Origin of the sequence: Peribacillus muralis (genome assembly GCF_001645685.2) — a bacterium.
Taxonomy (GTDB): Bacteria; Bacillota; Bacilli; order Bacillales; family DSM-1321; genus Peribacillus; species Peribacillus muralis_A.
This window is the reverse complement of the sequence record NZ_CP017080.1, coordinates 4,231,455-4,243,231: the sequence shown is the minus strand read 5'-3', so window position 1 is coordinate 4,243,231 and position 11,777 is coordinate 4,231,455. Positions and strand designations below refer to the sequence as shown.

Annotated in this window: 11 protein-coding genes; 6 read left to right on the top strand and 5 right to left on the bottom strand. The window is 44.2% G+C overall.

The features are described from left to right. Nucleotides 1-9 precede the first annotated feature (9 nt). Nucleotides 10-1,491 (top strand): glutamate synthase small subunit, encoded by a 1,482-nt coding sequence (gltD, locus tag ABE28_RS20570; protein WP_064462671.1) that lies wholly within the window; start codon nucleotides 10-12, stop codon nucleotides 1,489-1,491. 697 nt (nucleotides 1,492-2,188) lie between these two features. Here the strand turns inward: gltD and ABE28_RS20565 are convergent. Beyond that, entirely contained in the window at nucleotides 2,189-2,737 is a 549-nt protein-coding gene (locus ABE28_RS20565; RefSeq protein ID WP_257390646.1) for an MEDS domain-containing protein, read from the bottom strand. Between the two features lie 483 nt (nucleotides 2,738-3,220). Between ABE28_RS20565 and ABE28_RS20555 the strand changes: the two genes are divergently transcribed. Further along, nucleotides 3,221-4,060 carry a pirin family protein gene (locus ABE28_RS20555; RefSeq protein WP_064462673.1) on the top strand — a complete coding sequence of 280 codons (840 nt, stop codon included), beginning with the start codon at nucleotides 3,221-3,223 and terminating at the stop codon, nucleotides 4,058-4,060. A gap of 87 nt (nucleotides 4,061-4,147) precedes the next feature. On the opposite strand, the gene ABE28_RS20550 is transcribed toward ABE28_RS20555, so the two are convergent. After that, the gene (locus tag ABE28_RS20550) at nucleotides 4,148-4,783 is read right to left on the bottom strand and encodes a FusB/FusC family EF-G-binding protein (protein WP_064462674.1); all 636 of its coding nucleotides are present in this window, start codon (nucleotides 4,781-4,783) and stop codon (nucleotides 4,148-4,150) included. A 124-nt stretch (nucleotides 4,784-4,907) separates the two neighbouring features. After that, on the bottom strand, nucleotides 4,908-5,171 hold the full coding sequence (locus ABE28_RS20545; RefSeq protein WP_064462794.1) for a CD3324 family protein: 264 nt from the start codon (nucleotides 5,169-5,171) through the stop codon (nucleotides 4,908-4,910). 336 nt (nucleotides 5,172-5,507) lie between these two features. Between ABE28_RS20545 and ABE28_RS20540 the strand changes: the two genes are divergently transcribed. The 4 genes from ABE28_RS20540 (at nucleotide 5,508) to ABE28_RS20525 (ending at nucleotide 10,004) form a co-directional block, all read left to right on the top strand. Then, complete coding sequence (locus tag ABE28_RS20540; RefSeq protein ID WP_064462675.1) at nucleotides 5,508-6,152, top strand: SDR family oxidoreductase; 645 nt, start codon at nucleotides 5,508-5,510, stop codon at nucleotides 6,150-6,152. A 197-nt stretch (nucleotides 6,153-6,349) separates the two neighbouring features. Next, the gene (locus ABE28_RS20535; protein WP_064462676.1) at nucleotides 6,350-7,216 is read left to right on the top strand and encodes an ATP-binding protein; all 867 of its coding nucleotides are present in this window, start codon (nucleotides 6,350-6,352) and stop codon (nucleotides 7,214-7,216) included. A gap of 15 nt (nucleotides 7,217-7,231) precedes the next feature. Further along, nucleotides 7,232-9,148: a vWA domain-containing protein gene (locus ABE28_RS20530; protein WP_064462677.1), complete on the top strand. Its 1,917-nt coding sequence runs from the start codon at nucleotides 7,232-7,234 to the stop codon at nucleotides 9,146-9,148. 160 nt (nucleotides 9,149-9,308) lie between these two features. Next, entirely contained in the window at nucleotides 9,309-10,004 is a 696-nt protein-coding gene (locus ABE28_RS20525; RefSeq protein ID WP_257390644.1) for a hypothetical protein, read from the top strand. 388 nt (nucleotides 10,005-10,392) lie between these two features. On the opposite strand, the gene ABE28_RS25295 is transcribed toward ABE28_RS20525, so the two are convergent. Both ABE28_RS25295 and ABE28_RS20515 read right to left on the bottom strand, forming a co-directional pair. Continuing rightward, the gene (locus tag ABE28_RS25295; RefSeq protein ID WP_156775858.1) at nucleotides 10,393-10,596 is read right to left on the bottom strand and encodes a hypothetical protein; all 204 of its coding nucleotides are present in this window, start codon (nucleotides 10,594-10,596) and stop codon (nucleotides 10,393-10,395) included. Between the two features lie 350 nt (nucleotides 10,597-10,946). Beyond that, nucleotides 10,947-11,672 carry a DUF4261 domain-containing protein gene (locus tag ABE28_RS20515; protein WP_083232177.1) on the bottom strand — a complete coding sequence of 242 codons (726 nt, stop codon included), beginning with the start codon at nucleotides 11,670-11,672 and terminating at the stop codon, nucleotides 10,947-10,949. Nucleotides 11,673-11,777 lie beyond the last annotated feature (105 nt).

Genomic DNA, 11,777 nt, shown 5'->3' with positions numbered 1-11,777 from the left:
GAGAGAAAGATGGGAAAAGCAACAGGATTTATGGATTATCCGCGAGAAAAACCAAAAGACCGGAATCCTCTCACTCGTTTAAGCGATTGGAGAGAATATTCAACTCCTTTCTCTGATGAAAAATTAAGCATACAGGGAGCGCGGTGTATGGACTGCGCTACCCCATTTTGCCATATGGGCATGGAATTGAACCGGGTCACGACAGGCTGCCCGATCAATAATCTGATCCCTGAATGGAATGATTTGGTATACCGCGGCAGATGGAAAGAAGCGCTGGACCGTTTAACGAAAACGAATAATTTCCCTGAATTCACCGGGCGCGTATGCCCTGCCCCCTGTGAAGGTTCTTGTACGGTGGCGATCAGTGATCCTGCGGTTTCAATCAAAAACATTGAACGGACGATCATCGATAAAGGATTTGAAAATGGCTGGATCACGCCTCGCATCCCTGAAAGCAGGACCGGCAAGAAAATTGCCATCATCGGTTCGGGCCCAGCAGGATTGGCAAGCGCCGATCAGTTGAATCAAGCCGGTCATTCCGTCACGGTTTATGAACGTGCTGACCGGGCAGGCGGCCTTTTGACATACGGCATCCCGAACATGAAGCTGGAAAAGGATGTCGTAGCCCGCAGAATCAAATTATTGACTCAGGAAGGCATCGATTTCGTTACGAACACAGAAATCGGAAAAGACATTTCGGCCGAGGAACTGCAGGAGCAATACGATGCAGTCATCCTCTGCACAGGTGCCCAAAAACAACGAGATCTGGAAATCGAAGGCCGCGGGGCAGCCGGCATCCACCTCGCAATGGATTATTTGACGACGTCGACCAAAAGCTTGCTCGACTCCAATTTAGAAGACGGTCAATTTTTGGATACAAAGGGGAAGGATGTTATCGTCATCGGCGGAGGGGATACTGGAGCTGACTGTGTTGCAACGGCCCTTCGCCAGGAATGCAGAAGTGTCGTCCAGTTCGGGAAGCATCCGATCTTGCCGGCAAATCGTACCACCGATAATATGTGGCCGGCATATCCAAATGTCTTTTCGCTTGAATATGCTTATGAAGAAGCAGAAGCGAAATTTGGAGCAGATCCGCGTCAATATTCAATCCAAACAACGAAAATCGTAGCCGATGAAAATGGAAACGTTAAGGAACTCCATACAATCTCCATGGAAAAAATCAAAGACGAAAATGGCATCTACATCTTCAAGGAAATCCCGGGAACGGAAAAAGTATGGCCGGCACAATTCGTTTTCATCGCAATCGGATTCGAAGGAACGGAACAGCCACTACTGAACCAATTCGGCGTAGAAACGGTCAATCAAAAAATCGACGCCGTCTACGGCGACTACAAAACGAATGTCGAAGGAGTCTTCGCTGCCGGAGACGCAAGAAGGGGCCAAAGCCTCATCGTTTGGGCAATCAATGAAGGCCGTGAAGCAGCACGTGAAGTCGACCGCTACTTGATGGGCGCATCCGTCCTGCCCTGACAGTAAAAGGAAGCGCCATAATCGTATGGTGCTTCTTTTGCTTTTTCGGAATTCGCGAGTAAAGTGCTGAAACTGGCGAGTAAAAGCGCTAAATGCGAGGAGAAATCGAAAATGGAACTGAAAAAATAGCAGAAACTCGCGCGAAAAATCACCATTTTCAAGCTGAAATCAGAATAGGCGAGTAAAGTGCTCAAATTGGCGAGTAAAAGCGCCAAATTGGCGAGTAACGCACAAAATGCGAGGAGAAATCGAATATTGAGCTGAAAAAATAGCAGAAACTCCCGCGAAAAATCACCATTTTCAAGCTGAAATCAGAATAGGCGAGTAAAAGCGCCAAACTGGCGAGTAAAACCGCTCAAATTGGCGAGTAACGCACAAAATGCGAGGAGAAATCGAAAATTGAGCTGAAAAATAGCAGAAACTCGCGCGAAAAATCACCATTTTCAGGCTGAAATCAGAATTGGCGAGTAAAGTGCTCAAATTGGCGAGTAAAAGCGCCAAATTGGCGAGTAAAGTGCCCAAACTGGCGAGTAACGCACAAAATGCGAGGAGAAATCGAAAATGGAACTGAAAAAATAGCAGAAACTCGCGCGAAAAATCACCATTTTCAGGCTGAAATCAGAATTGGCGAGTAGCACACTGAATGCGAGGAGAAACAAGAGAAAAATACGCCTAGGAGTTTTCCTAGGCGTGTTGTCTATTTTATGCTTGGAGCAGGCGTGTATCGATCAGAGATGATGATATCATCTTCAATAAGAATATATGGATGTGTTTCGAGCAAGATTTTCTCGAGGTAGGGTGGCATTTTGTGTGCTGCGTATGCGCAAATTAATGGAAATGGAAGCTGGTTTACGGCTTCGTCCACTATTCTCTCAAATTCTTCTATGATGTCCAGGGGCTCATCGATGGTGGCCCACTCGACATGTGCCCATGATCGGAAAGAAATCTTGTTTTCGACATAAGGCTGGACCATTTTATTAAAGTATTGTTCGATTGCAGGAGGATGATAACTCCCGCTTGAACAATAGAAATCGAAGTTGTTCACAAAGTGAATGAATTTGAGCTGATCGTCCGTCAATCGTTTGCACAGCTCTTTATGAATAAGGGGGTATAGGCGGTCATTTTCGACAATGATGGTGTACTCTCCAGCCGCGATACCGTCTTGGATATACTTCAAAACTTGTTCGATATACTTTTCCATATCGTTATAAGGATATAGAACATGAAGGTTCTTTTTATGTGTCAAAATTCATTCCTTCTTTCTGATGTCGATTTGCTGCTTTTGGGCAATAAGGGAAGCACCCCTCGGTTTGGAGTTTTTTGCCGTATTCGTTCATGGAGAATGGGACTTGCGGGTAGGTCACCCCTTCTTCCTCCATTTCCCGAAAATGTGAGGTGAGCACTTTTTTAGTGACACCTGACATCATTTTTGAAGTTCATTGAATCTCATTGTTCCATTATGAAGCAAATTGAGTAAAATGGCGATTTTTCACTTACCTACAATCTTATCCATCGTTGTGACAACTTTACAATTATACGGTTTTTCGAGCACTTTATGCGCTTCTTGTTCATGTCTTTTTTAACTCGATTGACCGAAAAACTGCAAAACGCATGCATGAGTTAAAGGTTTCTTCAAGGAAACTATGTCTCTATTAAGTGCCTACTTCATTTATGCCGGGTAAAGGCACATAATGAGCTCATGGATAGTAATTTCAAGGAGGAATGCAAAATGGACAAAAAAGGTGTTTTTAGCCGTGATATAAAAAATGTTCGGACCCTAGGGTTTCAAAAAAATAGTGATATTCACACGATGGCTTGGGTGGTTGAGCCTGGTGATTGGAAAGAGCATGATCCCTTTTTGCTTATGGCTCACGATCATATGCGCAGCGGTGTTTTCGGCATTCACCCTCATCGGGGAATTGAAACGGTCACCTTCCTAATAGATGGCCACCTTAATCATTATGACAGTAAACATGGAGAGGGGGTACTTTATCCTGGGGACGCTCAATGGATGACGGCAGGTCAAGGTGTCCAACATAATGAGGATGCGGCAGAAGGGGAAATGGTCAGCCTGCTGCAATTGTGGGTGAATCTACCGGCAAAATCAAAAATGATGCCTTCGCGATATCAAGACTTACGGAAAAAAGATATGTTGACCTTCGAAGGCGAAGGTGCTCACATCCGATTATTTTCAGGATCTTACGGAAACAAAACCGCTGAAACGAAAAATGTAGCGCCGATCACGATGTTGGAGATAAATATGGAGGAGGGCGCAGTGGTCAGTCCTAAGCTTCCGGGATCATATAATGGTTTTTTGTATATATTGGAAGGAGAAGGCGAGTTTGGCGCCAATCAAATCGCTGGAAGGCAAGGGCAGGTTCTCTGGATGGCTGGGGCACAGGATGCTGAGGTGAGCGAGATGAAAATTGAAGCACACAGCAGGATGCGCGTCATGTTGTATGCAGGTGAACCAATCGGGGAGCCTGTGGTGGCGAGAGGGCCTTTTGTCATGAATACGGAGGCAGAAATCATTCAGGCCTTTGATGATTATCGCAACGGTAAATTTTGAAAATGTCATGGCGTCTTGAACTTTGTTGGGGGCGCAAATTTTTGCACAGCAAGCAATCCTTCGGTGCTGAAGGATTGCTTTTTCATTTTATTTCAGCCTCTCGATGAGATCGGTCATTTTTTCTAAAGTGGTGATGTTTTGGTTGCATTTCATGCTGTCTAGACAAATGTAGTTGCCTTTTTTTATGAATGTTCCTTGAACCTTTCCCTTTGTTTCGGACATGAACATCCCTATTTCTTCAAAGCGGCTGCAGATGGCGCAGATCCCTTTTTTGTTGGCCGGTTTAATCGTGCCGTGCAGGCCAGTGAAGGTATCATGATGAGGTGCGATAATGAATTTCCTTCCTGATCCGTGATCATCCCAGCCCAAGTATGATATTTCCCTTAAATCGACGGTTTCCAGCGATGGTGCCTTTAATTTCTTTGCCTTTGGAAATAGCTTCTTTATCGTTTTTTCGGTTATTTCCTTAAACGGTATGACATATGGCTTGATCTGCAAGAGAAAGTTCTCGGCCTGTGCGGGATCTTTAATCGTGTCAACCGGGTCCAAAAGCTGTTTTTGATCTTCATTCAGGTCGCTGAACAACTGTAGTACACGTTCTTTGGAAACAGTTTTCAGGGTATTGATCACATCTCTGTCGTTTGCAGTGGCGTGGCCATTTATGAGAATCTGTGTTTGTAATTTAATGAAGTTATATTGCTCGCTTCTGATAAAAGGTTCCATTGTTTTCACTCTCCTGTTTTTACTTTACAGAAATCGCAATCGCATTAAAAGGGGGAAAACGGCTAAGAAATATACTATGCATATGAAAAAGCACTGATATCATCATCAGTGCTAGCTTGTGTTCTTATTTGGAATAAACGATTTTCTTAATGGTCTCCACGGAGAGAAAATGTTCTTCAGCCAATTGAAGGATGGTACGGCCGCCTTTGAATGCAGATCTTATGGCTGCATTTCGGTCATCGATCAGCTCCCTTGAGCCCGAACACGTTCCCCATTTGCGATGAGTCTTTTCAGGTTTGGGTATATATAAGGTTTCCCCTTGTACGTACTTTTGTATTTCAACGAGCAGCCTTTCCGGCAAAACGGCCGTTGCTTTTACATATTTCATTTCTGCCAGCCCCTTATTCTTTTTTAAGAATGAAATAAGGTGCAAAGCCAAATATCGGAAATGATAGGTTGGGCGATTTAATTTAAAAAGATTGAACCCCATGCAAAGTATCGCCTCCAATACTAGGCTTTGCATGAGATGTTGCAGAAGGTGGCATTAAGGTACGTATTGCCAATCTTTACACCTCCTCGTTGTTTTGTTGTCATTATTATAAGGTAGATATAGATTATTGCCAAACTTTTTCCATTGTGTAATGGGCTGATTGTTTGATAATGGGCTTCGTCCATGAAATAATTTGTATGAAACCAAACTAACCATTATGGGAGCTGACTTTCAATGAAGGTATTCGTAGTTGGGGCAAATGGGCAGATCGGTAAACACTTGGTGGACCTGTTGAATGATAGCCAGGAACATCGTGTCCGGGCAATGATCCGGAAGGAAGAACAAAGACAGCACTTTGAGAAAAATGGAATTGAATCGGTCGTGGTCAGTTTGACCGGATCGGTGGAAGAGATTGCGAATGCGGCAAAAGGCTGTGATGCCATCGTCTTTACAGCAGGGTCCGGTGGACGCACAGGCGCAGATCAAACGCTGCTGATCGATCTGGATGGTGCCGTTAAAACGATAGAGGCGGCAGAAAATCTGGGCATCGACCGATTCATCATGGTAAGTGCTTTTCAGGCGAATAATCGGGATAATTGGAATGAAGCCATCAAACCGTATTATGTGGCGAAGCATTATGCGGATAGAGCCTTGCTGCAAAGCGATTTATTATATACGATCATTCGTCCGGGCGGCCTTGTGAACGAACCGGGAACGGGCAAAGTGACCGCGGCTGAAGGGGTGGATCGCGGTTCGATTTCACGGGAAGATGTCGCCCGGACGATTCTGGCTGCCTTGGCCGAAGAAAATACCTACAGGCGCTCTTTTGACTTGGTTGCAGGGGATACTGCGATTTCTGCTGCGTTGAGGAAAATTTAAGGATGCCTGAATGATTGCCAATCATTGCACGGCAATAGGAGTTACCAGCGTTAGTAAAAGAACTAAAACCGATTTCCATAGCATGTGGAGAATCGGTTTTTTTACTTTTATGAGCTTAGTGTGACTGCTCTTTTTCTTCGCGTTTGTCTTTAGTGGGAAAGAGCCTTAAAATGTACAAAAAGGGGTGTAGGGACATAATGATCAATGAATTACCAAAAGAAATCGCAACTATATTACAATCAACCAAGAAAGATCCTGTTCAATTTGAGGAAATGATTCGTCCGGGCGGTTATCTGCCTCCGGAGATGGACTTGATGGTGGATGCCATCTCTGCCTTGAGCATGGGGAAGAACATTCTCTTGAAGGGGCCAACGGGAGCTGGGAAAACCAAGTTTGCCGAGACATTATCACATCTATTCAACCAGCCGATGTTCAGTGTCAATTGCTCGGTCGATTTGGATGCTGAAAGCTTATTGGGCTTCAAGACATTATCTTACAAAGAGGAAAAACAGGTGATTGAATTCGTGCCTGGACCTGTGATCAATTCCATGAATTACGGTCATTTCTTATACATAGATGAAATTAACATGGCTAAACCTGAAACACTGCCGCTGATCAATGGGGTACTCGATTATAGAAGGACAATAACGAACCCGTTCACGAACGAAGTCATCACGGCAAAAGCTGGTTTTAATGTGATTGCCGCGATCAATGAAGGATATGTTGGCACGGTGCCGTTGAATGAAGCGCTGAAAAACAGGTTTGTCGTCATAGAGGTGCCCTATATTGAAGGGGAGCAGCTAAAGCAATTGATCGAGACCAATACAAAGTTGAAGGATTCAAAAAATATCGGCTTGTTCGTTAAGCTGTCGGGTGATTTGATTAACGCTGTCAATCAAGGAAAGGTTGCCGAAGATGCCGCGTCGATCAGGGCCTTGCTTGATGCATGTGATCTGAGTGTCCTGGTCCCGCCGAAACGGGCGATTCTTCGTTCGATTGTCGATAAATTGGACGAGGAGCGGGAGCGGGAGTTTGTGAAGAATCTGGCTGACACATTATTCTAACTAGGAGAATGCCTCATGAAGTATATCCGGTTCAATGATTCAATAATTGATACGGCTCTTTTTTTGCAGCTGCAGGATCTTTCGACTGTCTTATCCGGTATTCCTGATCTGGAATTCGAATACAATTATGGCTCCTTCATCGACTTGATCGAGAATAAGGTCACAGCCAGCCATTTTTGGGAAAATGGCAATAAGGAAGTGAAGGAAGCCGGCCTGAAAACGGACGTGCTGCTTAGAACGATTGGTACGCTGCACTATTCAGCAATCAAAAGCATGAAGGAATATCAGGACATCATGGCAGAAACCTCGCTTCCGAAGTTTGCTGCCCAATTGTTCGCCTTATTGGAAGATATGCGGTTGGAAGAGCTGGTGAAGAAAGAAAGACCAGGCACGAAAAACTGGTTTTCGGTAAGAGGCGCTTACCTTAAACAGTATTTCGAAAGCCAATTGGCCACGAATGTCACAAGAAGCTTTGCCCTGGATGAATTATACTGCCTCATCTACTTACTGCTTCAATCAGACCGGCCAGATCCGATTTTTCCTAGAGCCAACACACGTCAGCTGGAAGAGCTGGAGAAAATCAAACCGTACATCCATTCCGTATTTGAAGCGAGGAAAACGGATGATATCACTAAAATTTGTGAGCAAATCATTTTTCGGATGAACGATGATTATCAGGATACGATGAATGAATACTTCATCTTCCCAATCGCTAATGTCCATAAGTACAAAGGCAATACGCTATTTGACGAATTGACCAGGAATGATGAATTGCTCAATGATGATGCGGAAGATGTGGATGAAGAGAAGAGCGAGTTCATTGATGAAAAGTTCTCGACATGGCATCGGGAAAATAAGAATGGAGAAAGTAACTCGACCTTCCTGCAATTTGAATTGGAGCAAGGAACGAAAACAAGCCTGATGGGCGGAGGTGCCCGTGAAGCGGAAGATGCCGATCAAGCATTGGCATCGATCCAAGGTTCGTCCGGGGAAAGTCAGCAAAAGGAGTACAATCAGCAGGAAACGCTGGAGAAGAAGCAAACGAACATCGGAAAAAGCGGTGAGCACCCATTTGGTGAAGACAATAAAGACGTCGTTCAAGTCATCAAAGAAGCAAAAGTGCCTACCCCTGCCGAAGAAAAACGGTATCGTGAGTTTGTCGCGGAAATTGAGCCATTCAAGCGAAAACTGTCGAGCACGATTGAAAAGACGCTGGAAAATAAAAAGAATGCACCTAGAAAAGATTTGCTTTTTGGCCGGTTATCGCAGAAATTACTGCCGCTTGTACTCGATGAAAATCCAAGGGTCTTTTATAAAAAGAACCAGGATTCGAATGAATTGGATGCCGTATTTACATTACTTATCGATTGCTCGGCTTCGATGCACAACAAAATGGATGAAACGAAACGGGGCGTCGCCTTGTTTCATGAAGTGCTGAAAAAGCTCAGGATCCCCCACTCGATCGTGGGGTTTTGGGAAGATGCAAATGAGGTGAGGGAAGGATATCAGCCGAATTACTTCCACGTGATCCAGTCTCATTCCGATTCCTTGTATCTAAACTCGGGAGCCAAGATCATGCAGCTTGAACCGGAGGAAGACAACCGTGATGGATACAGTATCCGGGTTGCGGCAATGGAATTGGAAAAAAGACGAGAAAAAAACCGATTTCTGCTCGTGTTTTCCGATGGTGAGCCAGCGGCGAGCGATTATGACCAAAATGGAATTGTCGATACACATCTTGCCGTTTCTGAAGCCAGAAAAAAAGGAATAGAGGTCATTGGCCTGTTTTTAGCTGATGGAATGATTGAAGAAAGTGAAGAAAAAACGATGAAAAACATCTACGGCAAAGAGCGGCTGATGGTCCCTAGCGTAGCTGAGCTGCCCGAACAATTTACACCGCTGCTGAAAAAATTATTACTGAAGACCATTTGATCGAAAGACCGCAAGAAAACACAGTATGACTTAAACTGTGTTTTTTTGTGTTGAGTAAAGTTGTTGGCAACAAACGAATATATTGATGGGGAATATCAAAAAACGCAGGTGATTTCTTTTAGCTTGGTTAGGGTAAACCAAAGGAGAGGAAGTGATTATTTTGACGAATATATTGTTCATGCTGCTATATATAATCATTATTGCTCTGGTTATTGAAATATCGGTTACGCTGCTGAAATTGACTGGATTAAAGTCAAATGTAGCCAGATTCCAGGTGATTTCCATGCTGACAGGCACTGGGTTCACAACCGACGAATCGAAATCGATCATCGATCACCCTGTGCGAAGGAAAATAAGCATGTTTTTGATTTTATTTGGTGTTTTCTCCCTTGCGGTGATTATTTCATCAATCAGTACATTACTTAGTGATGATCTGCGCTTGACGGAGTTGACGATCATCATTGGAATATTGGTCGTTTTGACTGTTCTCATCAAGTCCCCGTTCATGAATAAAAGAATTTCCGCGAAAATGAAAGGTGAAATGTTCAATCATTATGAATTGTGGGAGCACCCGATAGAGGAAATCCTATTTTTAGAAGAAGATGATGTGGTCATCGAAATCGATATTTATGAAAAATCTGAGTTCATCGATGTTAAAGTGACTGATATTTTATCGGAAGATGCAGATATCAACGTCTTATTTATTGAAAGTGGAGATGTCAAGCTCAGAAAAGAGCTATGTGAGTATAAAGTTAAATTGGGCGATAATCTGTTTTTATATGGAAATAAAAAAGAAATCGAAGAGACATTTTCAAAGGAAATCGAAGTGATGAAGAAGAAAAGGGCAGTTGAGTGAATTGAAAATCGGACTTCCGTTGTCCTCTATAGAACGAAAACGAAATCTATCACTCCATCGTTTTGATTCAGTACTACGACCGTTCCATTATTGCATTGCAAGTGGGGTTGCTCGAGAGTTTGAGAGGTTTACTCGCGAATTTGGGCACTTTACTCGCCAATCTGGCTGTTTTACTCGCGAATTGAGTGATCGACCCGTTTTTTTTAGCTTTTTATTATCCAACCCGGTGATAATCCGTCCAACCCGGTAATAATCTGACCAATCTAGAGGATAATCCGTCCCACCTAGAGGATAATCCGTCCCACCTAGAGGATAATCCGTCCCACCTAGAGGATAATCCGTCCAACCCAGAGGATAATTCGTCCAACCCGGTAATAATCCGACCAACCTAGAGGATAATCCGTCCATCCCGGTGATAATTCGTCCCATCCCGGTGATAATCCGACCAACCCAGAGGATAATTCGTCCATCCCGGTGATAATCCGTCCAACCCGGTGATAATCCGTCCAACCCAGTAATAATCCGTCCCATCCAGAGGATAATCCGTCCATCCCGGTAATAATCCGACCAATCTAGAGGATAATCCGTCCATCCCGGTGATAATCCGACCAATCTAGAGGATAATCCGTCCAACCCGGTAATAATTCGTCCCACCCAGAGGATAATCCGTCCAACCCGGTGATAATCCGTCCCATCCAGAGGATAATCCGTCCAACCCGGTAATAATCCGTCCAACCGAATGAATAATGGTCTCACTTGACACGCTTTTCCCGCAGAAGTATGCGCCTGCGGGGGATCCGAGCAGCCTAGCCAATACAGTGTTTCAATCTCGATCAATCCTGTTTTGAAATTCCGCCGAAGTTGCTTCCATCCACAGCATAGTCTTAAAAAAATGTGGTCAAACTCAGCCGTTTTCGAGTTTGACCACATTTTGCAGCGCAGCTATTTACTGGCACCCAAATTCCATAATCCGAATGGGTTGTAGAAGGGGTGATCCTCTTCGTACCTGAAATCCTGAAGGCTCGTTAAGGTGAAGTCCGGTGCATCCTGTTGGATGCTGAAGGTTTCACCGTTCGTGAAGATGGGCCGTTCGCCGACATGGTAGTAATTGAATGTGTTGAGCAGGGCGGCGGCTTCTTTCGGACTCATTGTGTTGAGTGTGACGGCATCAGGAAGTCCAAAGGATTTCATTCCGAATGAACAGTAATAATCTTCTTCACCGATGATGGTGACGAAATGGGCATAAACCGAGAGAATGTCCGGGCTTTGGTGAAGTTTTAGCCAATCTTCCTTCGAATGGGCAAGGCCTGTTGTTTCGATTTTCACGGCCATTCCGCCTGCCCTCAGGATGGCAGCTCCGGCATCGATCAAATCCGCAACAGTTCCGGTCTCGGATATATCGGCTAGTATATAAACGGTAAAGGTATGCTTGTTGATTTCCTCCAGCAGGCTCTCGGGGAAATTTCCTTTACTTGCGTAGGAAAAGGTCTCTTTCAAAGTTGGCTCATGATCCTGGATCTCGGCCTGGAATGTCATGTTCTTTTCTTTGTTATGAAAAATATTCCCGGCTAACAGGTATCCTTCGCTTTTTGCAGCGACCGTTTGAATCAATTCTGTCCGGTTCTTCCATTTTCCTGGAATCCCGATGATGATTTTGTTTTCCAACATGAATATTTCTCCTTTCCAATCACTTCATACTATACCACTCTTGATGTTTTCCATAGTATTTTATAAAAAGGGATGTCAGCCAGGACTTTTTCAAATTTATACAAT

Coding starts and splice junctions, on each gene's coding strand:
- gltD (WP_064462671.1), top strand. CDS start 10: ATGGGAAAAGCAACAGGATTTATGGATTATCCGCGAGAAAAACCAAAA.
- ABE28_RS20555 (WP_064462673.1), top strand. CDS start 3,221: ATGGACAAAAAAGGTGTTTTTAGCCGTGATATAAAAAATGTTCGGACC.
- ABE28_RS20550 (WP_064462674.1), bottom strand. CDS start 4,783: ATGGAACCTTTTATCAGAAGCGAGCAATATAACTTCATTAAATTACAA.
- ABE28_RS20545 (WP_064462794.1), bottom strand. CDS start 5,171: ATGAAATATGTAAAAGCAACGGCCGTTTTGCCGGAAAGGCTGCTCGTT.
- ABE28_RS20540 (WP_064462675.1), top strand. CDS start 5,508: ATGAAGGTATTCGTAGTTGGGGCAAATGGGCAGATCGGTAAACACTTG.
- ABE28_RS20535 (WP_064462676.1), top strand. CDS start 6,350: ATGATCAATGAATTACCAAAAGAAATCGCAACTATATTACAATCAACC.
- ABE28_RS20530 (WP_064462677.1), top strand. CDS start 7,232: ATGAAGTATATCCGGTTCAATGATTCAATAATTGATACGGCTCTTTTT.
- ABE28_RS25295 (WP_156775858.1), bottom strand. CDS start 10,596: ATGGACGGATTATCCTCTAGATTGGTCGGATTATTACCGGGATGGACG.
- ABE28_RS20515 (WP_083232177.1), bottom strand. CDS start 11,672: ATGTTGGAAAACAAAATCATCATCGGGATTCCAGGAAAATGGAAGAAC.